Origin of the sequence: Arthrobacter sp. efr-133-R2A-63, from assembly GCF_030209795.1 — a bacterium.
GTDB classification, from domain to species: domain Bacteria; phylum Actinomycetota; class Actinomycetes; order Actinomycetales; family Micrococcaceae; genus Arthrobacter; species Arthrobacter bambusae_A.
In genome coordinates this window covers 149,786-171,659 of record NZ_JARVRG010000030.1, presented here as the reverse complement: position 1 = coordinate 171,659, position 21,874 = coordinate 149,786, and the positions used below count along the sequence as shown (strand labels likewise).

20 protein-coding genes, 1 tRNA gene and 1 other RNA gene are annotated in these 21,874 nt (G+C 64.4%); 13 read left to right on the top strand and 9 right to left on the bottom strand.

Features of this window, described 5'->3' with window-relative positions; genetic code table 11:
• Positions 1–99 precede the first annotated feature (99 nt).
• Positions 100–999 carry a LysR substrate-binding domain-containing protein gene (locus QRN45_RS17145; protein WP_241710112.1) on the top strand — a complete coding sequence of 300 codons (900 nt, stop codon included), beginning with the start codon at positions 100–102 and terminating at the stop codon, positions 997–999.
• 86 nt (positions 1,000–1,085) lie between these two features.
• On the opposite strand, the gene QRN45_RS17140 is transcribed toward QRN45_RS17145, so the two are convergent.
• Positions 1,086–1,170: transfer RNA gene (locus QRN45_RS17140), tRNA-Ser, on the bottom strand.
• A gap of 311 nt (positions 1,171–1,481) precedes the next feature.
• Between QRN45_RS17140 and QRN45_RS17135 the strand changes: the two genes are divergently transcribed.
• From QRN45_RS17135 to recR, 4 genes are all read left to right on the top strand, one after another.
• Positions 1,482–1,805: a YqfO family protein gene (locus QRN45_RS17135; RefSeq protein ID WP_241710113.1), complete on the top strand. Its 324-nt coding sequence runs from the start codon at positions 1,482–1,484 to the stop codon at positions 1,803–1,805.
• 209 nt (positions 1,806–2,014) lie between these two features.
• Positions 2,015–2,111, top strand: an RNA gene (gene ffs, locus QRN45_RS17130) — signal recognition particle sRNA small type.
• Between the two features lie 33 nt (positions 2,112–2,144).
• Complete coding sequence (locus QRN45_RS17125) at positions 2,145–5,261, top strand: DNA polymerase III subunit gamma and tau (RefSeq protein WP_284764128.1); 3,117 nt, start codon at positions 2,145–2,147, stop codon at positions 5,259–5,261.
• Between the two features lie 171 nt (positions 5,262–5,432).
• The gene (recR, locus tag QRN45_RS17120) at positions 5,433–6,032 is read left to right on the top strand and encodes a recombination mediator RecR (protein WP_284764136.1); all 600 of its coding nucleotides are present in this window, start codon (positions 5,433–5,435) and stop codon (positions 6,030–6,032) included.
• 36 nt (positions 6,033–6,068) lie between these two features.
• On the opposite strand, the gene QRN45_RS17115 is transcribed toward recR, so the two are convergent.
• The 3 genes from QRN45_RS17115 to QRN45_RS17110 are packed head-to-tail and all read right to left on the bottom strand — an operon-like array spanning position 6,069 to position 8,201.
• The gene (locus QRN45_RS17115; protein WP_284764126.1) at positions 6,069–7,250 is read right to left on the bottom strand and encodes an ABC transporter permease; all 1,182 of its coding nucleotides are present in this window, start codon (positions 7,248–7,250) and stop codon (positions 6,069–6,071) included.
• Complete coding sequence (locus QRN45_RS20955) at positions 7,247–7,606, bottom strand: hypothetical protein (RefSeq protein WP_350309782.1); 360 nt, start codon at positions 7,604–7,606, stop codon at positions 7,247–7,249. Before QRN45_RS20955 ends, QRN45_RS17115 begins: the two co-directional genes overlap by 4 nt.
• Positions 7,578–8,201 carry an ABC transporter ATP-binding protein gene (locus QRN45_RS17110; RefSeq protein ID WP_350309781.1) on the bottom strand — a complete coding sequence of 208 codons (624 nt, stop codon included), beginning with the start codon at positions 8,199–8,201 and terminating at the stop codon, positions 7,578–7,580. Before QRN45_RS17110 ends, QRN45_RS20955 begins: the two co-directional genes overlap by 29 nt.
• A gap of 251 nt (positions 8,202–8,452) precedes the next feature.
• Here QRN45_RS17110 and QRN45_RS17105 point away from each other — a divergent pair, with 251 nt between their 5' ends.
• Positions 8,453–9,799: an aspartate kinase gene (locus QRN45_RS17105; RefSeq protein WP_078106752.1), complete on the top strand. Its 1,347-nt coding sequence runs from the start codon at positions 8,453–8,455 to the stop codon at positions 9,797–9,799.
• A gap of 126 nt (positions 9,800–9,925) precedes the next feature.
• Here the strand turns inward: QRN45_RS17105 and QRN45_RS17100 are convergent, their stop codons facing one another.
• A complete protein-coding gene (locus tag QRN45_RS17100) occupies positions 9,926–10,105 on the bottom strand; it encodes a hypothetical protein (RefSeq protein ID WP_264637275.1) in 180 nt (59 codons plus the stop codon).
• Positions 10,106–10,252: 147 nt separating this feature from the next.
• Positions 10,253–10,462, bottom strand: coding sequence for a hypothetical protein (locus tag QRN45_RS17095; protein ID WP_241710118.1), 210 nt, complete (start codon positions 10,460–10,462; stop codon positions 10,253–10,255).
• 124 nt (positions 10,463–10,586) lie between these two features.
• Here QRN45_RS17095 and QRN45_RS17090 point away from each other — a divergent pair, with 124 nt between their 5' ends.
• From QRN45_RS17090 to QRN45_RS17075, 4 genes are read left to right on the top strand one after another with little or no spacing between them, the layout of a single operon-like run.
• Positions 10,587–11,090 (top strand): MarR family winged helix-turn-helix transcriptional regulator, encoded by a 504-nt coding sequence (locus QRN45_RS17090; protein WP_241710119.1) that lies wholly within the window; start codon positions 10,587–10,589, stop codon positions 11,088–11,090.
• Between the two features lie 16 nt (positions 11,091–11,106).
• The gene (locus tag QRN45_RS17085; protein ID WP_284764125.1) at positions 11,107–11,676 is read left to right on the top strand and encodes an SSI family serine proteinase inhibitor; all 570 of its coding nucleotides are present in this window, start codon (positions 11,107–11,109) and stop codon (positions 11,674–11,676) included.
• Complete coding sequence (locus QRN45_RS17080) at positions 11,663–12,616, top strand: 3-methyladenine DNA glycosylase (protein WP_284764123.1); 954 nt, start codon at positions 11,663–11,665, stop codon at positions 12,614–12,616. The genes QRN45_RS17085 and QRN45_RS17080 overlap by 14 nt, the downstream gene beginning before the upstream one ends.
• Complete coding sequence (locus QRN45_RS17075) at positions 12,613–12,984, top strand: serine protease inhibitor (RefSeq protein WP_284764122.1); 372 nt, start codon at positions 12,613–12,615, stop codon at positions 12,982–12,984. Before QRN45_RS17080 ends, QRN45_RS17075 begins: the two co-directional genes overlap by 4 nt.
• A 272-nt stretch (positions 12,985–13,256) precedes the next feature.
• On the opposite strand, the gene QRN45_RS17070 is transcribed toward QRN45_RS17075, so the two are convergent.
• Entirely contained in the window at positions 13,257–16,223 is a 2,967-nt protein-coding gene (locus tag QRN45_RS17070; protein WP_284764120.1) for a S8 family serine peptidase, read from the bottom strand.
• A gap of 662 nt (positions 16,224–16,885) precedes the next feature.
• A complete protein-coding gene (locus tag QRN45_RS17065) occupies positions 16,886–17,071 on the bottom strand; it encodes a hypothetical protein (protein WP_078106759.1) in 186 nt (61 codons plus the stop codon).
• 328 nt (positions 17,072–17,399) lie between these two features.
• Here QRN45_RS17065 and purS point away from each other — a divergent pair, with 328 nt between their 5' ends.
• Genes purS through purL form a run of 3 tightly spaced genes read left to right on the top strand, consistent with a single transcriptional unit; the run spans position 17,400 to position 20,723 of the window.
• Complete coding sequence (gene purS, locus QRN45_RS17060) at positions 17,400–17,651, top strand: phosphoribosylformylglycinamidine synthase subunit PurS (protein ID WP_028265707.1); 252 nt, start codon at positions 17,400–17,402, stop codon at positions 17,649–17,651.
• A gap of 1 nt (position 17,652) precedes the next feature.
• A complete protein-coding gene (gene purQ, locus QRN45_RS17055) occupies positions 17,653–18,408 on the top strand; it encodes a phosphoribosylformylglycinamidine synthase subunit PurQ (RefSeq protein WP_284764119.1) in 756 nt (251 codons plus the stop codon).
• Complete coding sequence (gene purL / locus QRN45_RS17050; RefSeq protein WP_078106761.1) at positions 18,405–20,723, top strand: phosphoribosylformylglycinamidine synthase subunit PurL; 2,319 nt, start codon at positions 18,405–18,407, stop codon at positions 20,721–20,723. Before purQ ends, purL begins: the two co-directional genes overlap by 4 nt.
• 133 nt (positions 20,724–20,856) lie before the next feature.
• Here purL and QRN45_RS17045 read toward each other — a convergent pair whose 3' ends face one another.
• Complete coding sequence (locus QRN45_RS17045; protein WP_241707358.1) at positions 20,857–21,801, bottom strand: hypothetical protein; 945 nt, start codon at positions 21,799–21,801, stop codon at positions 20,857–20,859.
• Positions 21,802–21,874 lie beyond the last annotated feature (73 nt).

Here is a 21,874-nt window from a genome sequence, read left to right as displayed (position 1 = left end):
GTGCTTTGTTTCCATCAGTATGGATCTACAATCAGATTAGGAAAAGCGATCTTTTCTGAAGAATATTCATTAGATTTCTCGAACCTTCTGGAGAGCCGAATGCTGGACGTCCGCAGGCTGCGCTTGCTGCACGAACTGAAGATCCGCGGAACGCTCGCAGAAGTGGCGGACGCGATGAAATACAGCCCATCCTCCGTGTCCCAGCAGCTGACCTTGTTGGAGAAGGAAGCCGGCGTGAAACTGCTGAGAAAATCCGGCCGCCGGGTCCAGCTGACGCCGCAGGCCGAGATCCTTGTAGAGCATGCCGCGTCCTTGCTGGCCACCCTCGAGCGGGCAGAGACGGACCTCGCCGCGTCCCTCTCGACGGTGACGGGCACGGTGCGGCTGGCCGTATTCCAAACCGCCGCCCTCGCACTCATGCCGGACTTCCTCACCATCATGAAGGGCGAGTATCCCGAAGTGCGAGTGGAGATGATCCAGCGCGAACCCGAGACCGCGCTCTACGAAACGTGGGCGCGGGACTTCGACATCGTGGTGGCCGAGCAATATCCCGGGCACGCCGCACCGCACCACCCCGGCCTGGACCGGGCCACCCTGACCAGCGACGCCATCAGGCTGGCCACTCCCCCGCTTGGCCTCGGCGGGGAATCGATCTCCTCGCTCGCTGACACGGCTTCGCTGCCATGGGTCATGGAACCGCACGGTGCGGCATCGCGACACTGGGCGGAGCAAGCATGCCGCACCGCCGGTTTCGAGCCCGATGTCCGCTACGAAACCGCCGACCTTCAAGCGCAAATCCGGCTTATCGAGTCCGGCAATGCCGTGGCGCTCATGCCGGACCTCGTGTGGACAGGCCGGACGACGCCGGTCCAACTGCTCGATCTCCCCGGGCTCCCCACGCGGACAGTCTTCACGTCGACGCGCACGGCAGGCCGGATCCACCCGGCGATCCTCGCCTGCCGGGAAGTGTTGGAGCGGGTTGCTGCCGAGCGGGTTTAGGGTTGGGGTTGATTGGCGAAATCCGACCCCGGTTCGAATAGGGCCGGAACGCAAAAAGGCCCCGGTCCAAAGACCGGGGCCAAACGCGGAGAATGGGGGATTTGAACCCCCGAGGGCGTTAACCCAACACGCGTTCCAGGCGTGCGCCATAGGCCGCTAGGCGAATTCTCCATTGCTTCTGAATCAAAAGCAGACTCCACTGTACCCGAGAATTTCGGCATCGCCCAATCGGGACTTTCATGGTGTCGTGCAGGACCTGCGTGCGCTTAAACGTAAAAATGGACGCCCCCAATGCGTCCATTCCTCCGGCACTCCGTTGAGCTGCTGGGTCCAGCCCCTGAAACCAGGCCCTGCACCTCACAATCTTGAGATTGCCCCAATCGGTGTACATACCTATAGTCCGCTGGGCTCAGCGGTTTGGCAATGGAGATTGGAAACCATCCTTTGACCTGTTTTTGAGCGGACACTGGAAGGATGGTGGAATGAGCCAACTGCACGCCCTCGTTGTCTACGTCCCGGCATCCCATAGCGAGGGCTTGCTGGCCGCGATCGGCGATGCCGGGGCCGGAAGAATCGGCGACTATTCGCATTGCTCCTTCACCACTCCGGGCACGGGACGTTTCACTCCCTTACGGGGAGCGCAACCGTTCATCGGAATGGTCGGGCAAGGCGAAACCGTGCCCGAAATCCGGGTCGAGTGCGTCGTTGAGGCGGACATGCTCGACGCCGTAGTCCGGGCCCTGCGCGCAGCCCACCCTTATGAGGAGCCCGCCTTCATGACGTGGCCCGTGAACGGCTGGCGCTAGCCCCCCGGACCTGCCCTCCCCTAACAACTGGACATGCCCTCCCCTGCTCACGAGGACCGGACATAGTCCCAATATGTCCACTCCTTGGCTCTCAAAGGGGACATGTCCATTGGAACCTCCGAGCGCCGAAGGGACATGTCCATTTCCCGGCTCCCGCAAGGCACATGTCCGCAGATTCGGAGGGCTCGATAACTTCGGGTAAGCTTGTCGACGGCCCCTCATGTGGCGTCATCCTGTTGAACTCCCCCAGGACCGGAAGGTAGCAAGGGTAGATGGGCTCTGGCGGGTGCATGAGGGGTCTCTTATTTAAATGTCAGTCCCTATAGGTAGGTTTCCCCTGTGACTGTTACCACTGCTCTTTACCGCAGATATCGCCCCGATTCTTTCGCGGACGTTATCGGGCAGGAACACGTCACCGAGCCGCTCATGACGGCCCTGCGCAAAAACCGGGTCAACCACGCCTACCTCTTCTCCGGCCCCCGCGGTTGCGGAAAAACCACGTCCGCCCGCATCCTCGCCCGCTGCCTCAATTGCGCCGAAGGCCCCACGGACACTCCTTGCGGCAAATGCAACAGCTGCGTCGAGCTGGCCCGCGGCGGCTCCGGCTCGCTCGATGTCATCGAGATCGACGCCGCCAGCCACGGCGGCGTGGACGACGCCCGGGATCTCCGCGAACGCGCCACTTTCGCCCCGGTCCGGGACCGCTACAAGATCTTCATCATTGACGAAGCCCACATGGTCACCTCCGCCGGCTTCAACGCGCTGCTGAAAATCGTCGAAGAGCCGCCGGAGCACATCAAATTCATCTTCGCTACCACTGAGCCGGACAAGGTCATCGGGACCATCCGCTCCCGCACACACCACTATCCCTTCCGGCTGGTACCGCCCGAGCCCCTGATGCAGTACCTCGAGCTTCTCTGCCAACAGGAAAACGTGCCCGTGGCTCCCGGCGTGCTCTCGCTCGTCATCCGGGCCGGCGGTGGTTCCGTGCGCGATTCGCTTTCCGTATTGGACCAGTTGATGGCCGGCGCCGGTCCCAACGGCCTGGACTACGAGCTCGCCGTCGCACTACTCGGTTATACGCACGCTTCTCTGCTCGACGACGTGGTGGAAGCAATCGCCGCATCCGATTCCGCCACTGTCTTCCGGGCCGTGGACCGTGTCATCCAAACCGGACACGATCCCCGACGCTTCGTCGAGGACCTGCTGGAGCGGTTCCGCGACCTCATCATTGTCCAAGCCATGCCGGAAAGCGCCCAAGCCATCCTCCGCGGCATGCCGGCGGACCAGATCGCCCGCATGCGGAGCCAGGCCAACAACCTCGGTGCCGCTGAGCTTTCCCGTGCCGCCGATGTCACTAACACCGCACTCACTGAGATGACCGGCGCCACCTCGCCACGGCTGCATCTCGAACTGCTCTGCGCCCGCATCCTGCTGCCCAGTTCCGAGCAGACCGAACGTGGCATCGCCGCCCGGATCGACCGCGTCGAACGCCGCCTCAACTACGGCGAGTCGCTTCCTCCCGCGGCAGCCCAGACTCCGCCTGAAGCTGCTGCAGCGCCTTCCACTTCCGCCGCGCCAACTGCCCGCCCGGCTGATCACCCGATGGAACGCCCGACGGCGGACGCCAGTCCCGCTCCCGCCTCGCCGGCGCTCCACTCACCAATGCCTCGGGCAGCCTCGACCAGGCCCGCCGACGTCGCTGAGGCACCGGTTCCCGGCCATGAACCTGCACCTGCAACCGGGGAACCGTCCCGGGAACAACTGACACCGCCGAGAGTGTCCACTACCGACTGGCCCGTGGATGAAACGCGGCAGCAGTCCAGCCGCCCTGCACCCGAACAAACGGCGCAAGCTTCTGCGGCACTGCCCGTTGCCCCTGCGCCATCGGCTCAACCAGTGGCAAATCAGGACCAGCCCCGACCCGTGGCGGCAGCAGCTCCAACCCCGGCACCCCAACAAACGCCCGCACCTGCCCAGGCTTCGGCGCCTGCGCCCGCGGAACAGTCAGTACCCGGGGCGCCGTCGCCGACCGCACAACAGCCAGCATCCGCACCGGCCGCGCGGCCCGCTACGGGTGGCGCCGATGTAGAAGTCATCCGGCGGGCTTGGCCCGAAATCCTCCAAACGCTCACCAAGATCAAGCGCAGCAGCTGGGCCTTGGTCGGAGCGAACGCGCAGGTGGCACAATTCGACGGCCATCTTCTGACCTTGGCATTCGGCACGGACGGACTTGCGAGCGCCTTCAGCCGCGCAGACCATGCCGAGAACCTTCGCCAAGCCATCCACAAGACGATCGGCATCGACTGCCAGATCACGTCAATCGTCGGCGGCAACAGCTCAGGTAGCTCTGAACCAAACCCAAAAGCACCGGCTGACCCGGCGCCCCCTGCCGGGGGTGGCGCCTCTCCCACGGCGTCCTCCGCTGTGGATACCGCATGGGGACTTGCCCCTGCGGCGCAAAGCCATGCCGCCCTGGAAGCAGACCAGCCCGATGCCGCCACCGTACCGCCGGCACTAGCCCGCACGGCACCAACCCCAACGCCTCCAACCCACACGGCCCCGGCACCGGCGGAGCACGTTCAGCCCGCCTCGGAAGTTGCGGAGGCTCCGGCCCCGGCGAATGCCATGGCATCGCCGGCCGCAGCAGCTGCGTCGTCCGCGGCAGCACCGGCAGAACCGGTTGCTGACTTTTCCTATTCGGACGATGACTGGGGTCCCCCTCGGGACGAGGACGCTCCGCCGCTGGACGAAGAACCGCCCATGGATTGGGAACCGTCGGCTCCTTCGGGCTTCACTTCCACGGCTGGCGCCGCCGCCCTGGCCCCGACCGCATCGCCACTGGGCGACGCCTCGGCGTCGAACGCCCCAGCCTCCGCCGGTTCTGCCCCCGCGAACGAGCGCTCCACCAAAGCATCTCCGGAGCCGAAGTCCAATGCCTCGGAAGATCCGTGGTCCAGGGCCGTCGAGCACGCGCCCGGCTCGTGGGTGGTCGGCGCCGAATCCAACGTTGGTTCCGCGGCTTCGGGCACCTCTGCCGACTCCGACCGTCCGAGCACGTCCTCCGCGCCGGCTACGTCCAGTCCCGTCTATGAACCTGCCGCCGCGCAGATTCCACACCAGCCACAAGCCTCGGCGCCCGCACTAACCCCGGCGCCTGCCGCTGCACCTGCCCGCGCGACTACGCCTGCCCCAGCGCCAGCAACAGTTTCGGCGCCTTCGGGGACCGGGAAGCAGAGCCTGTACCAACGGCTTTCCAACAGCCCGGAAGCCATGGCTGGACGCGAGAAAGCACCAGCGCGGGCTGCCTTCGCTCCCGGCAGCGTGGTGGAAGACATCCCGAGTGCGGACGACGAAACGATCGAGGAGTCGGGAGTCTTTGGACGGGCCGCCGTCGAGCGTATTCTGGGCGGGAAGCTACTGGAAGAACGGTCGCTGGATAGCATGCGCCGCTAACAAGCCGCTGGAAACCGGACGCCGTAACCACACCCTGCGCGGGGCCGCACGGACTTCGGCGGGAAACCTCCTGGAACCCCGCGAGGGCCCACAGGCGCCGCAAAATGGTGCCACCAAACCGAGACGCCAGCCGAACAGGAACGGCGTCCACACCGAATGAACGAGGACATTGTGTACGAAGGCGCAGTACAAGAGCTGATCGACGAGCTCGGCCGGCTCCCTGGCGTCGGGCCGAAATCGGCGCAGCGTCTGGCCTTCCACATCCTTGAGGCCGATCCCGAGGACATGAAGCGGCTGGTCGCGGCCATCACCACAGTCAAGGAACGGGTGAAGTTCTGTACTGTCTGCGGCAACGTCACCGAGCAGGAGCTGTGCAACATCTGCCGCGATCCGCGCCGCGACCCCTCGGTGATCTGCGTGGTGGAAGAATCCAAGGACGTCCTGGCGGTGGAACGGACGCGGTCCTTCCGCGGCCGGTACCATGTCCTCGGCGGCGCCATCAATCCCATTGCCGGCGTCGGGCCCGAGCAACTCCGCATCCGCGAGCTTCTGACCCGGCTCAACGACGGCGCCATCCAGGAAATCATCATCGCGACCGACCCCAACCTCGAAGGCGAAGCGACGGCGACCTATTTGGCCCGCATGCTGAAGTCGATCGGCATCACCGTCACCAGGCTTGCTTCCGGCCTCCCGGTGGGCGGAGACCTGGAGTACGCGGACGAAGTTACCCTCGGAAGGGCCTTCGAGGGTCGCCGCAACGCCCTCATGTAGGCAGCACGCCGATCGCGAACCGGCGACCCGCCCGGTTTAAGCGATCCGCGTCCCGTTGGCCAAGCGGCTGGCGGGCGTCCGCAGCGAACGCCAGCCGAGCCACATGAGCAGACCTGTCAGGAGCAGTTGCAGGCCGAGTCCCAGGGGCCACAAGGGCGTCGACTGCTTGAGGTACTGCGGCTGCTGCACGCCGTTGGCACAGGTGAAGGTGTGGTCCGGGCCGGCGAGCGCGGACCTGGCACCCTGGCTGATGCCCTCGATCATGCCGACCGAGTAGAACGCCGATCCGCTCCGGTCCGGATAAGGAATGGCGTCGGCCACCACCACATAGGGATTCAACGCGAGCATCCATGCCACGCGATCGGTCCGGACGGCCGAATGCTCCACCAGGGGACCCTCGCAGGTGTAGCCCGGCTGCACCGCTTCAGTCGGCTGCCCTTGTTGATCCGGCTGCACTGGAACATATGACAACGGACGGCCAACGGGAGTATTGGCCAACACCGTACCCTGCGCCAATTGAGCCCCCAGCGCGAACGAAATCAACGATCCGACCACCAGCGCGGCAACCACCAAGTAGGTCACCACGATCGAGAACAAGGGGCGCCCCGCGAGCGCAGAAATCCCCACTCCGATCCCGCAGACAACGGCAAGTTCCACCGCGAGCATCAGCAAGGAAACCACCACGTGCCCCGGAGTCAGCCCGCCTTGGAACATGCCGAAGACAAGGAACGGGGCGCTTGTCGCCAGGAAGGCGAGCGCCGCGAGCCATCCCGCACAGAACTTGCCCCACAGAATCTGGCCCGGGGTCAGCAAGGTGATCTGCAGGATGGCGAGCGTGCCCCCGGCCCGGTCTCCGTTGATGGCATTGGCGGACAGCGCCGGTGCCACGAGCAGGGCAAACAGGAGCACAAAAGCCAGCACGACCTCGAAGATCATGGACCCCGCCCCGTCCTGCGGGGCCAGCGCCGATGGCGGGATCGTCGAGCGACGCGCTTCCATGCTGGCGTTCCAAGCGAGCCAGGTCAGCCACGTGACCATCGCGACGACAAAGAACCAGATGCCCACCATGATGTACCAGCCGCGGGAGCGCAAGCGTTGTTTCATCTCCAGGACCACCACGTCGCGTATCCCGCCAAGATAGCCGACGACGGCGTTCCAGCCTCCCGTAGCTCCCTGCGGTCCCGCCGGGCGCGGCATGGTTTCAGTCACGTCGCTCATGGCCTCTCCGTATCCAGGTTCATGTACGTCTCTTCCAAGGCACCGGCTGCGGGGGCGAAGGAAACCACGCCGATGCCGGACCGGACGAGTTCGCCCAAGAGGGCGGCAGCGCCGTCGTCGTGCGTCAACAGCAAAGTGACCGAGGGGCGACGGCCCGCTTCCACCCGGTATTCCAGCCCGAGTTCGCTGAGCTTTGCGGTGAGGGCCGCGTTGTCGAGGGCTGTGATCGCGTAGCGCCGGCCTTGCAGGGCAGCCTCCTCGAGGGTCTGCTGTTTCACGGTGCGGCCTTGGCTGACGAACACCGCTCCGTCCGCGATTTCATCGAGCTCACTGAGCACGTGGGAGGAAACCACCACGGCCTTCCCTTCCCCGGCCAGGCGGCGCAGCAGGGTTCGGAGCTCCACCCGGGATCCCGGATCGAGGCCGGACGCAGGCGTCGAGCAGAAGCACAGAGGGGTCGTGGATGAGGGCCCTGGCCAGGCTGAGCCTTTGTTGCTGGCCCCTGGAGAGGACGCGGGCGGGCTGGTCGGCTAGCCCATCCAGCCGGACAAGTTCGAGCAAGCCGGAAACGCGGTGCACGATGCCGGCCTTGGGCAGGCGGTAGAACCGCGCCATCTGGACCAGGATTTCGCGCGCGGTCAAGGACTCCCACACCCCCAGGGTGTCCGGCATCCAACCGATCTGAAGCCGAGCGGCGGCGCTGTCCCGGAGAGGGTCAAGGCCGTTGATCCTGATGGTTCCGGAGTCCGGCCGCAGGAGCGATGCAAGCATGAGAAGGAGCGTCGTTTTGCCTGCCCCGTTGGGTCCGATGAGCGCCGTGACCTTCCCGGCCGGCGCGTGGAAATCGATGTGCTCTACTGCGTGGACCGTGCCGAAGCGGCGTGCGACGCCTTCCGCGGATACGCCGAGGGCGCCGCTGCCCGGGACGATTGAACTTTCAGCTATGGACATGCCCTACTCACCTGTTTCCCCCAAACAGAACAAGTACGCTTCAATTCCCGTGAGCCCACATGCCCCCAGGCTGCGTATTTCTTGATCGTACGCCACGCCGAAACCGCCCCGCATGCGCCCGAGGGCCGAGATTTGGTCACAATTCCCCCGCCCGCCGCGGCCGGCGATAAACTGGCCACATAAGCCACGTAGCCGTGCCGCTACCTGGCCACGCAACGTACGATCCCCAATTGAGCAGTGAGGGTGCGCGCATGAGTTTGCCCACGACCGAAGTGAAAACCGAAGACTTGACCGCGCAGACTGCCAAGACCAAGCAGCTGATCGTGCAGAAGTTCGGTGGCTCCTCGGTGTCCGATGCAGAAGGCATCAAGCGTGTTGCCCGTCGTGTGGTTGACGCCCAAAAGGCCGGCAATGAAGTTGTTGTGGTGGTTTCCGCCATGGGAGACACCACGGACGAACTCCTGGATCTCGCCGCCCAAGTCACCGATTCCGCACCCGCGCGCGAAATGGACATGCTCCTCTCCGCGGGCGAGCGCATCTCCATGGCCCTGCTCGCCATGGCCATCAACAAGTTCGGCGCGTCCGCCCAGTCGTTCACCGGATCGCAGGCCGGCATGATCACGGACGGCATCCACGGCAAGGCCCGCATTATCGACGTCGACCCCCATCGCATCCGAACTGCATTGGACAAGGGTCACGTGGCAATCGTGGCCGGCTTCCAAGGCATGACCCGGAGCACCAGGGAGATCACCACGCTTGGCCGAGGCGGATCGGATACCACTGCCGTGGCGCTCGCTGCCGCCCTCGAAGCGGATGTCTGCGAAATCTACACGGACGTCGACGGCATCTACACGGCGGACCCGCGCGTGGTCTCCACGGCCACGAAGATCGACCGTATCTCCAGCGAGGAAATGCTGGAATTGGCAGCTTCCGGCGCCAAGATCCTGCACTTGCGCTGCGTGGAATACGCCCGCCGATTTGGCGTGCCCCTGCACGTCCGGTCCTCATTCAGCCAGAACGAAGGCACCTGGGTCCTTCCCAGCGCCGACGACAAGATCACGATTCAAGAGGGAGTTGCCTTGGAGCAGCCAATCATCTCCGGCGTTGCACACGATCGTTCAGAAGCCAAGGTCACCGTGGTCGGCGTCCCGGACATCCCCGGCAAGGCGGCCGCAATTTTCCAGGTCATCGCCAAGGCACACTCGAACATCGACATGATCGTCCAGAACGTGTCCACGCACGGTACCGGCCGCACGGACATTTCCTTCACCCTGCCCATCGTGGAAGGCGCCGACGCGCTGACGGCCCTCCGTGCCGCGCAGCCTGAAATCGGCTTCGAAAGCATCGAATACAACGAGAACGTCGGCAAGCTTTCGCTGATCGGCGCCGGCATGCGTTCGCACCCCGGCGTCTCCGCCACCTTTTTCAAGGCGCTCTCCGACGCGGGCATCAACATCAACATGATTTCCACCTCGGAGATCCGCATCTCCGTGGTCACGCACGCCGATCTGCTGGATGACGCCGTGCGCGCCATCCACAAGGCGTTCGATCTCGACGGCGACGCCGAGGCAACCGTCTACGGCGGCACCGGCCGCTAGCCGGCCCCGGACGGGAACGCACAGCCGGGCGCCCGCCGTCGGGAATTGAAGTACTTAACGTGAAAGAACCGGAGCCTACGCTCCGGTTCTTTTGCTTCCCCGCGGCGTGGAGCCGCAAAAAGGGCCTCAGGCGGTTTCCTTGCGGATTCCGTAGTGGCGGCCTTGGTCGTCTGTTTCGACGACGAAATGCCCCAGGTCTTCTTCCGACGCCGTCTCGAAGTCGTCATGCTTGTGGACTACGGGCGCATCAATGTCGCCCCGGGCTGCCGGGCCGAACCAGAAGCGCAGTCGATCTGTGACCTTCATAAAGCTATCGAGTGCATGTCCCACAATTCCCACCTCCTTCCCCGCTGCGAGGTCCAGCCGTGCGGTTGGAGCTGAGTGGTTCCAGTGAGGCCAATTTTACGCCCGCAAGCCACAAAAGGCCCGGGCGGTCGTCCATCGAGGTGGGGGCTAGCGAAGGGACTTGTCGTCCGGGTTCTTGGGGACCACATAGGTGCTGCCGTCCGGCCTGCGGATGGTCTCCCATTGCTGCGCTTCGGCCTGGCGCCGCACGAGGAGGCGCTTGTTCTCCTCGGTCATTTCATGATCCAGGGAACTGCTGTGCGCCGGCCCGAAAATGACCCGCAGCTTGCCGGTTGCGCGCATGAATCTCTGGGTCATGGTCTCTTTGGCCACGTGGTCTACCCTCTCTCAAAAGGATGCTGTCGTTTAAGAGTACACTAACAATTAGTGCACTAACTATCGACCGGAACAGCCCGGTCGCCCACACGGAACGGAGTACGCCATGGCTGCCGCAGGCACACCCCTTGCCCCCGAAACCACTGCCCCGCCTGAAGATGACCTCTTGCTTGAGCGTCAGTTGTGCTTCGCCCTGACCGTGGCGTCGCGGAGCGTGGTGGGCGTCTACAAGCCGGTGCTTGAAAAAATGGGGCTGACTCATCCGCAGTACCTTGTGATGCTGGCCCTCTGGGAACGCAGCCCGCGCACGCTCAAGGACATCAGCGAAGCTCTCCTGCACGAGCCAGCCACCCTTTCGCCCATCCTGAGGCGACTCGAGGAAGCAGGATTCGTGACCCGCAACCGCATCCACGGAAACGAAAGGGCCCTCGCCATTGCCTTGACCGACGCCGGCGCCGCCCTCAGGCAACAGGCGACGGCCGTGCCTGGAACCATCATGGAGCGGCTTCAACTCACGCGGGCCGAAGTAGCCGAACTGCACCGGGCAATGACCGGGCTCATCGCAGCCACGCAGCACCATGCGGCCGGCACGGGCGATAAACTGGCATAAATCAAGGAGATCCCCCATGCGCCTGCGAATAGTCCGGTCCGTGTTGGCCGTCCTCGCCGCCGCTGGCCTTGCCGCCTGCACGCCGAGTCCCGGAGGCAACCCGCCCAGCACCTCGGCGCCCGGCAGCAGCACGTCGTCCCCGCCGTCGAGCAGCCCCACAGGACTTTTACCTGACGAAACGGCGTCTCCCAGCGGCAAACCGACCCCTTCGTTCTCCCCCACCGTGCCCAGCTCATCCGGCCGCGGGGAAGCCGAACTTTCCATCATCGTCAGGCTCTCCCCCACGGCAGCCCCTGAAAGCTACACACTCGTCTGCACCGGCGGCGTCCCCGCCGCTGAAAGCCACCACCCCACCGCAGCCGCAGCGTGCGCTGCCCTGAAGAAAAACCCCGCCCTCCTCGCGCGCACGCCGCGCCCCAGCGACCAAGTCTGCGACCAGCGCTACGGCGGACCCCAGACGGCAATAGTCACCGGCGCCGTTGACGGAGTGGGCGTCGAGTCCGCCTACAAACTGACGGACGGCTGCGAAATCTCCGCCTGGGCCGCTGTCGCCGACATTCTGGGTTCAAGCGGTGCCGGAGCTTAAATACCAGCACCTCGCGCAAGAGAAGTGGCTCGCGCTGGAGGCTGCCCACCACGAACGCGTTGACCGCTACGCCAAGCCATACTTGGCCCGTCGCTCCGCCGGCCAGAAGCATCCGGTCGAAGACTTCCTCTTCACCTACTACACCCAGAAGCCCGGCCAGCTGCTGCGCTGGCACCCGGGTGACGGCGTCGTCCTCTCCGGCCCCAAGGCGGCCGAGCGGGCCGGGTGGAAGTATTACCAAGTGCTCGACGACGGCGCGTTGGCGTCCGCGGGACTGCCCGCCGGTACCGTGGCGGTCACCTTCGACCGCAGCCGGTTCGTGGCCGACCGCACCGAGGCCCTTCGCTTCGCCGGCATCATCCTCGCCGGAACCGTTGCGCGGCCCGCCCAGTTTGGTTGCTTCGGGCTGCACGAGTGGGCCATGGTCTACCGCCAGGACAAGTTCGATCTCCGTCACGAATACCTCAAGCTGCGGCTCGGCTCCGAAGGCACGGACACCGTAGTCGAGGACAACCGGATCCGGTGCTCCCACTTCGACGCCTTCCGTTTCTACACTCCTGACGCCACCCCGCTCAACGAACTCACCCCGACGCGGGACAACCAGCGCACCATGGAGCAACCCGGCTGCCTGCACGCCAATATGGACCTCTACAAATGGGCGTACAAACTGACGCCGGCACTGCCGAGCGAACTGGTGATGGACTGTTTCGAGCTGTCCTGGCGGATCCGGGCCATGGACATGCAGGCGTCCCCCTACGACCTTGAAGAGTGGGGGTATCCGGCCATCAGGATCGAGACACCGCAGGGCAAGGCCGAGTACGTTGAGTATCAGAGGGCATTCGCCGCCGAGGCCCAGGCGCTCCGGGCCCGGGTCCTCGACGAAGTGCAGCCGCTCTTGGAACTCCTCGTACTAACACCGTCTCACGAAGGACAGCAATGACTTCAAGCACAGGAAAGTACGACGTCGAACTCACCGTCACGCTGACAGAGGCACCGGGCGCCGTTGACTACGAGTTCGTCCTGCTCGGCTCGGGCGGCGAAGTTTCCGAAGGCTCGACCCTTCCGGACTCCCGCGCGGCGCTTGCCGCCGTCGAGCAATTCGGCGAAGAGATCTTCTTTCCGGTTCCCCGCCCGGACCGGATTTGCACCCAACAATACGGCGGCCCGCAGGTGGCGACGGTCACGGGCCGGTTCCATGGGCGCGACGTCAGCAGCCGCTTCAGCCGGACGGACGGCTGCGAGATCGCCCGCTGGCGAACCATGGCCGCACTCCTCGGCGGCGTGGCGGGCTCTACGGGAAACATCTAACCCAACGCCCGCTCACATATAACCCCTCCCCAGCCAACGCCCGCTCACATATAACCCCTCCCCAGCCAACGCCCGCTCACATGATCTGCAAGAGGTTCCACCCTTTAGCGACATGCGTGAGCGGGCGTCGGCCAAAAGGGCCATAAAGGTGAGCGAGCGTCCACGAATTTTGCCCTATACGTGAGCGCGCGTCCGTGGGAAGACAAGAAAGCGGCCGGCGGGATATCCCGCCGGCCGCTGCCTTGTTTATCTGTCAGACCGTCAATGCCGCACTACAGCGCGTTGTTTGACTGGTCGTCCCCTTCGTTCTGGAGTTTGCCCTTGCCGTGCTGGCCTTCTTTGTCATCATTCGGCACCACGGACACGGTGCCGTTTGCCGAGACGAGGACCGACACAAAGGTCGGCGAGCTGGTGCCGGCAAATGTGAGTCGACCGATGTAGGAGCCCGGTGTGAGCTTGCTCCACGCGAAGGTGAGCTTCCCGGATTTGCCGTTCTTCATCTTGATCGGGTTGGGCGTGACCGTGGCGTTGCCTTGGTTTGCGCCCAGGATCGCGGCATCAACACTGGCCTTGGTGGGCCGGTTGTTGGGGCTGGCATACAAGTTCGCGATGATCGTGTATGTTCCGGGCTCCGGGTTGTCGAGCGAGAGGGACTCACTGGCACTCGGTGTCGCTGCCGTGAACAACTGACCCGAGGGCGACAGAACATACAGATCGAAATCCGCCGTGGGATCCGAGGAGATCACCGAGAACTTCGCGAACGCCGTTCCGGCGGGAACCGTGGCGGACTTGACGAAGTTCGAGGCATCGTTCGCCACATTCACTGGACCGGGAACCAATTCCGCCGGCGAGGAGTCGGCCTTGGAGAGGCCGTCAACGGTCACGGCCGTCGGAGAGTCGGAACCGGAGACGATGTTGATGTCCGCGGATCCGCTCGCCTGCTGGGACGTGAAGGCGACGCTCTTGGAAGCCAGCACCGACTGCGGACGAACCGCGATCGGCGAGACCACCGACTTGTTGGCGCCTTCCCATTTCAACGATCCCATCGCGAAGGTACCCAGCGCCGCGCTCTTGTTCTCGAACGTCACCTTGAAGGTCTTCTTCTGGCCGACCTCATTGAAGTTCAGCACGGACGGAGTGACCTTGACGTCAACACCGGGCACATTGACCGTGGCCCGGTACAGTCCCGGAGTCAGGGCCGTGACGGTGCGGGTGACCTCGATCTTGCCCGCGAGGTTGCCCAGGGCGAACGATGGAAGGTTCATGTCGCGCGGCAAGGTAGAGCCGAGTCCCGGCATGCCGAGATCCACGCCGGTACCCTGGATGAACTTCAGGTAGTCCTCGGTTCCGGCATCGTAGACCAGCCCCGGTTCCAGCACGCTGGCAGGGTTCATCTCTCCGGCGCCGGTGGCGAAGACGTCCGTGTTCTTGGTTCCGTCGGCCAGCTTGACGTCACTCGCCGTGGTCATCATGGCCGACTTGACCGTCGCCGGTGACCAATCGGGGTTCTTCGCCATGATCAAGGCTCCGAAACCTGCGATGTGCGGGGAGGCCATGGACGTCCCGGACATGAATCCGTACTCATCGCCGTTGCTGCCGATGGGCGAAACTCCGGCCAGCACGGCAACGCCGGGAGCCGAAACGTCCGGCTTGAGCAAATCCGAATCGGTGGCGAGGAGCGGGCCGCGGGAGGAGAAGCCGGCGATCTGCGGCTGAGCCTCGAGCGGAAGCCCGGTGGTGTCGTGGTCAACCAGGGAAACAGTAATCGCGGGGTTGGCGGCGACCTTGTCCTTGATGGCCTGCGAGTCCGGCGGGTTCACGTGGACTGTGGGCACTGCGTGCTTGTCCGTGTCCAGCGACGAGGTGGTGAGGTTGACGAGGATCATGCCCACACCCCCACCGCGGAGGACCTCGGCGCTCTTGGCGACGCGGTCAACCACCCCGCGGTCACACACCACTACCTTGCCGACGATTTTCGCAGGGTCCAGGGACCCGGGCGCACAGAGCGCCGCGTTGCCGGTACCTGAGGCGGCGTTTGCGGCGAGCACGACGCCGGCCCCGTTCACCTGGTGATTCATGATGCTGGCTCCGCGGTACTTGCTGCCGTCGGAGAATTCGACGGTTCCCTGGAGCGCCTGGGAGAACGAAGTAGCCGCAACGGTGGTCATCCAGGGTGCGCCGTGGTTGACGGTGCTGGCCTGGGGTCCCGAGTTTCCGGCGGACGCGGCCACAAAAATGCCGGCGGACGCAGCCGAGAGGAACGCCAGCGAGACCGGGTCGGTGGTGGTGTCAGTGGCACCGGAAATGGAGTAATTCAGGACGTCCACGCCGTCGGCAATAGCCTGGTCAATGGCCGCGATGGCCGCGGAACTGTAGCAGCCACCCGAATTGGGGTCGGTGTCTTCCCAGCAGACCTTGTAGATCGAGAGCTTGGCAGCTGGTGCCACGCCGCTCGTCTTGCCGAAGCTGCGGCCATCCACGAACGTTTCCACCCCGGAGTTTCCTGCCGCGGTGCTGGCCGTGTGCGTACCGTGGCTCGCGACGTCGATGGGTGAGATCTGTTCCTGGGGTGCCCGTTGGGCCGGCGGAACGGACTGCAGGAAGGCATCTGCGAAGTAGTGGGCGCTGAGGACCTTGGAATTGCACGCGGTGCCGTCGAAGGCCGCTCCAGTGTCGGTGCCCTTCTGGCACTCGCCCACAAACGTGTCTCCGTTGGCCTTCAGCATGGCGATCTTGCCGTCACTGGTGCGGTACGGGACGCCTACCTGGGGGTTTCCGACCAACGGCTGGACGGGATCGCCGGCGAAGAACTTGCTTGTGGGCGTGTAGCCGGTGTCGATGACGCCCACCACAGTGCCCTTTCCGGCCTGGTCCTGGCCGCCGAACTGGGTGTTCCAGAGCCCGTTCGGTCCGCTGAGGTTGAGGAAATCGGTGGTGGAGTAGTCAGGAGCTGACTGGGTGTCCGGGGCCACGAGGAGAACTTCGGGGTTCTTCGCGAGATTGACGGCCTGGTTCGCGGTCAGGGTGGCGCTGAAGCCGTTGATGGCTGTGGTGTAGTCGCGGTTGATGCTCACGCTCTGCTGCTTGGCCACGTCCTGCTGCTTCTGCTGCAAGTGGGCCTGGTACTGCTTCACTTCGGCCTTGCTTACATCCAGTTTCTTTCCCGCTTGCGGCTTGGTGGGCACATAGCCGGGCGTTCCGCCGTCGTACGTGGCCGCTGGCTTCTCTGCCAGCACCACTACGTAGCGTCCATCATGATAAGACTTGGGGTCGACATTCCGGGCAACCCCCGCACCCGTTGATCCGAAGACCGTTGAACCGGAAGCGGGCGCAGCTTGAGCGGGTGTCAAAGCCACCGAGGAGAGCAGAACCGGTAATCCGACGGCTAGTGCCGCAGCTTTTCGAAGCCCCCCGCTTCCAATGAAGCTCTTTCCTTGTGAATTCACGAGTGATTGCACCTTTCCGGGCGATCGTGGCGGTCATGTCAAGATCAATCAACTACGGACGGACACTGATTGACAGTTCTTGTAATCAGGTAAAGCCCAGCCGATTCATAGAGTACAGAGCGATAGCTGAATATTACATAGGACACATTTCACGTTTTTTGTCATGTCATTCGGCATCAGAATACATCCGCACGCAGGAGCGGGCACGCCCCCTTCGGGAGGGACGTGCCCGCTGTGCGGATATTCAGATATTAAGACGAAGGCGGACTGAAAAGAGCCTTAAGCGTGTTGGTACGTCAAGCAATCAGCCGCTTCGGCGCCGGGGCCGGTCCGGGCATTGCGGGCTTCGCACATGCAATTCCAAGCTCCTCCCGAATACGCGCCTTCAACCCGGCTGATTAGCGCATTTGCGCGTGCCCTATTGCGCTCCACCGGGCCTCAGCGCGCAAGCCGCCCTAAGAATGGGTCCCCCTCAACGCATCGCTGATTTTGGCCCTTGCCGAGGCATCCGGCGGGACGGAAATGCGGTTTTCCCGGGCAGCCCGGTCTGCCATGATCCTTTGGAAAACCATCCTCCCCAGGCCGGCAAAAACAGCGGCAAGGACCACGGGCAAAACCATCGACTTAGCGTTCTCGGCCATGCCGCAATCCTAGTGACGCAAACCACCCCCGGCCAGAGCCGCCGTCGGGCAGTGAAAACGCCCGACTACGGCGGGCTGCCGCCGCGGATTGGCGCGTACCTTTTGCCTGGTTGCCACCTCTTCACCGATCTCCCGCAAATAGGGTATGTAGCGATGTGGCCGGTAGAATGGGCATGCAAGCTCGCGGAGCGCCCCCCTTATTCCGTAAGACACTGCCCCGGACATTGTTGCTGAACACTGTTTGGGCGCAGTCCCGGCGTGAGACGGCACCACTCCGCGGCAGCCTTTAACCAAGGTTTAACCAACGCTCACGCACAGGAGTTACCGGATGCCCCGGATCGTCGTCGACGTCATGCCCAAGCCCGAGATTCTGGACCCTCAGGGGAAGGCCATCGTGGGCGCACTGCCCCGCCTCGGCTTCACCAGCTTTAGCGCAGTCCGCCAGGGCAAGCGCTTCGAACTGACCGTCGATGGCGAGGTGACCGATGCCATCCTCGCCCAGGCCCGCGAGGCAGCCGAGACCCTGCTGTCCAACCCGGTGATCGAAGACGTCGTCAACGTCGAGGTCGTCGAGGCCTGACATGACTGAACTTCCTTTGATCGGCGGAGCCCCTGTGGCCGTCGAACCCCATTTGGTCGGGGCCAAGATCGGCGTCGTCACCTTCCCCGGCACCCTTGACGACCGCGACGCCGCCCGTGCGGTCCGTCTCGCAGGCGGCACCGCCGTCGCGCTCTGGCATGCCGACACGCACCTGGCCGACGTGGACGCCGTCGTCATCCCGGGCGGTTTCTCCTACGGCGACTACCTGCGCGCCGGCGCGATTTCGCGCTTCGCTCCGCTGATGTCCCGCATCATCGATGCTGCCAACAGCGTGGCCAAGCTGCCTGTCCTGGGTATTTGCAACGGTTTCCAGATCCTTACCGAGTCGCACCTGCTCCCGGGCTCCATGATCAAGAACGACCACTTGAAGTTCTTGTGCCGCGACCAGGTGCTGCGCGTGGAGAACAACAACACCCTGTGGACCTCGGACTATGAGGCCGGCGAGGAAATCACGGTTCCGCTGAAGAACCAGGATGGCCAGTACATCGCTGACGACAAGACCCTGGACGCCCTCGAGGCCGAAGGCCGCGTCGTGTTCCGCTATGTCGGCTGGAACCCGAACGGTTCACGCCGCGACATCGCCGGCATCAGCAACGCCGCCGGCAACGTGGTAGGCCTCATGCCGCACCCGGAGCACGCGGTGGAACCCGGATTCGGTCCGGAATCCAACGCCGGCACGGATGGCTTGGGCTTCTTCACGTCCGTCCTGAACAAGATCGTGGGAGGCGCACAGTGACTACCTCAGCTGAAACCGTCGGCAAGAAGTTCAACATCGACACAGTCGAGAACGCGGCCAAGACGCCGGACACCGAGCTTCCCTGGGCCGAGCTCGGCCTGAAGCAAAACGAGTTCGACGAGGTCGTCAAGGTCCTGGGCCGTCGCCCCACCGGCGCCGAACTCGCCATGTACTCCGTCATGTGGAGCGAGCACTGCTCGTACAAATCCTCGAAGAACCACCTGCGCCAGTTCGGCGAAAAGGTGACCGAGGAGATGAAGAAGGACATGCTCGTGGGCATCGGCGAAAACGCCGGCGTCACCAATCTGGGCGACGGCTGGGCCGTGACGTTCAAGATCGAGTCCCACAACTCGCCGTCGTTCGTGGAGCCCTACCAGGGCGCCGCAACCGGCATCGGCGGCATTGTCCGCGACATCATCTCCATGGGCGCCCGCCCGGTTGCCGTGATGGATCCGCTGCGTTTCGGCGCCATCGACCACCCGGACACCGCCCGCGTCATGCATGGTGCCGTTGCCGGCATCGGCGGCTACGGCAACTCGCTTGGCCTGCCGAACATCGGCGGCGAAATGGTGTTCGACTCCGTGTACCAGGGCAACCCGCTGGTCAATGCGCTGGCAGTCGGCGTCATGCGTCACGAAGACATCCGCCTGGCCAACGCCTCCGGCAAGGGCAACAAGGTGGTCCTGTTCGGTGCGCGCACCGGCGGCGACGGCATTGGCGGCGCCTCGGTGCTGGCCTCGGAGTCCTTCGACGACACCAAGCCTTCCAAGCGCCCGGCCGTCCAGGTAGGCGACCCTTTCGCTGAAAAGGTGCTCATCGAGTGCTGCCTGGAGCTCTTCAAGGGCTCGCTGGTTGAGGGTATCCAGGACCTCGGCGCGGCCGGTATCTCCTGCGCCACGTCCGAGCTCGCTTCCAACGGCGACGGCGGCATGCAGGTTGAGCTGACCTCGGTGCTGCTCCGCGACCCCACCCTGACCCCGGGCGAAATCCTGATGTCCGAGTCGCAGGAACGCATGATGGCCGTTGTCACGCCCGAGAACATCGCCGCGTTCGAAGCGGTCATGGACAAGTGGGCTGTGGAGTACTCCTGGTTGGGCGAGGTGACCGACACCGGACGCCTCATCATTACGTGGGAAGGCGAAGTCATTGTCGACGTCGACCCGCGCACCGTTGCCCACGACGGTCCGGTCTACGACCGCCCGTTTGCCCGCCCTTCTTGGCAGGATTCCGTGCAGGCCGATACCTTCACGGGCTCCGTGCAGGACGCCGGCCGCCCCTCTACCTCCGGGGAACTGGCTGCGGCCGTCACCGAGCTCATTGCTTCGCCGAACATGTGCAGCAAGGCCTGGATCACCAAGCAGTACGACCGCTACGTCGGCGGCAACACCGCCATGGCGTTCCCGGACGACGCCGGAGTGGTCCGCGTGGACGAGGAAACCGGCCTTGGCGTGGCCCTGGCCACCGACGCCAACGGCCGCTACACCTACCTCGACCCGTACCACGGTGCACAGCTGGCACTGGCCGAGGCGTACCGCAACGTCGCCACCTCCGGCGCCGTACCGATGGCCGTCAGCGACTGCCTGAACTTCGGTTCCCCTGAGGATCCGGACGTCATGTGGCAGCTGGCCGAGTCCATCCGTGGCCTGTCCGACGCGTGCATGGAGCTGGGCGTCCCGGTCACCGGCGGCAACGTCTCGCTCTACAACCAGACCGGTACCGTGCCCATCCACCCCTCCCCCGTGGTTGCAGTGCTGGGCAAGCTCGACGACGTCGCCCGCCGCACGCCGTCAGGTTGGAAGGAAGACGGCCAGGCCATCTACCTGCTGGGCACCACGGCCGCGGAACTGGACGGTTCGGAATGGTCCAACCTGCGCGGACACCTCGGCGGCTTGCCGCCTAAGGTTGACCTTTCCATCGAGCGCCAGCTCGGCGAGATCCTCATCAACGCTTCGCGCGACGGCATGATCGACGCCGCGCACGACCTCTCCGAGGGTGGCCTTGCCGCGGCGCTGGTGGAGTCCGCGTTGCGCTACGGCGTCGGCGCCCGGATTGCGCTGGACGAACTCATGGAGCGCGACGGCGTGGACCTGTTCACCGCGTTGTTCTCCGAGTCCCAAGGCCGGGCCATCGTGTCCGTTCCCCGCTCCGAGGAAATCCGTTTCAAGGACATGTGCACCGCCCGCGGCTTCGCCCACCTCCGGATCGGCGTCGTCGACGCTGCCGGCGGCAAGCTGGAGATCAACGGCGTGGACGAGCTCTCCTTGGACGCTCTCAACGAAGCCCACGAGGCCACGCTGCCGAAGTACTTCGGCTAACGCCCCGGCCTCACCTTCGATTGCTCCGTAACTGCCGTTTTGACCATTCAGAACGGCAGTTACGTGGGGCCACGCCGGCGAGGGCCCCGGCCTGAGCTCGCGAAGACTGGGAGCCGGTGGGGAGCAATCGTTTTTAAGAGCGGGTTGGACGCCAACCGGCTTGGATCAGTGCGGTCCGGATCTTCGCCACCGCCGGCTTGGCATCGTTCACCATGTGGCGCTTTGAGATCCGGACTTCGGTCCAGCCCAAAACCTCATACCGTTCCGAGCGGCTAATGTCCCGCACCACTTGTGCTTCGTTGCCGTGGCCCTCGCCTTCGTATTCGATGCCGATCCTGTACTTCTTGTAGGACAAGTCAGGCTGCAGGAACCTCCCGCCGTCCCTGGCGTCAACCGGCACGTTGAGTTCGGGTTCCGGTAATCCTGCTCGCGCGATGGCCAGCCGGAGCAATGATTCCTGCGGGGAATCGGAGCCCACACGGATCAGCTGGATGGCCTCCTTGGCTTTGCGCAGGCCGCGCTTGCCCTTGTGGCGATCAATCATCCGCTGAAGATCTTCGAGGGTGCACAACGGCGTGTCTCTTCCTTCGAATTCACCCCGCGGGCTCCGCACACAGCTGTCCCCCATGACCACCAATTCGTCCACGGTCAGCATCTCGGCCATGTCCAGCCAAGTGCGCTCCACGGTGGTGACAGCGACGCCGTCAACCATAGTGACCTCGTCCTCATAGAGCTTCATGCGGTGGCCGACGATGTGTGGACGGTTGAGGTGTGCTGCACCCTCCGGTCTAATCACGTGGAACATCTGTGTTGGCTCCTTCTGGCGACGCCGCGGCAGCTCAAGAAGCTCTGCCGCCGTGAGGTGGGATGCGGCGCATCGCTCATTGACCTCGACGAAAGGGCGTACGCGGACGCACAAGGGGAGTTCCGCCGTCGGGCGCTCCGAACGGATCCCCTTGCCGAGCCTGTTCAGGGACCCGTGCCGCAGACGCCTGGTACTGACACCCTCCCGGGCCGCCTCGGCGATAGTGAACGGCCGTGCCTCAAGGCTCACGGGGAGGCGACGCGGGGTTTTCATGGCCCCATCAGAACAGAAAAGAGTCCAGCCCCGCAGAAGTTATCCACAGCCTCCATCGATTGCTCCGGAACGG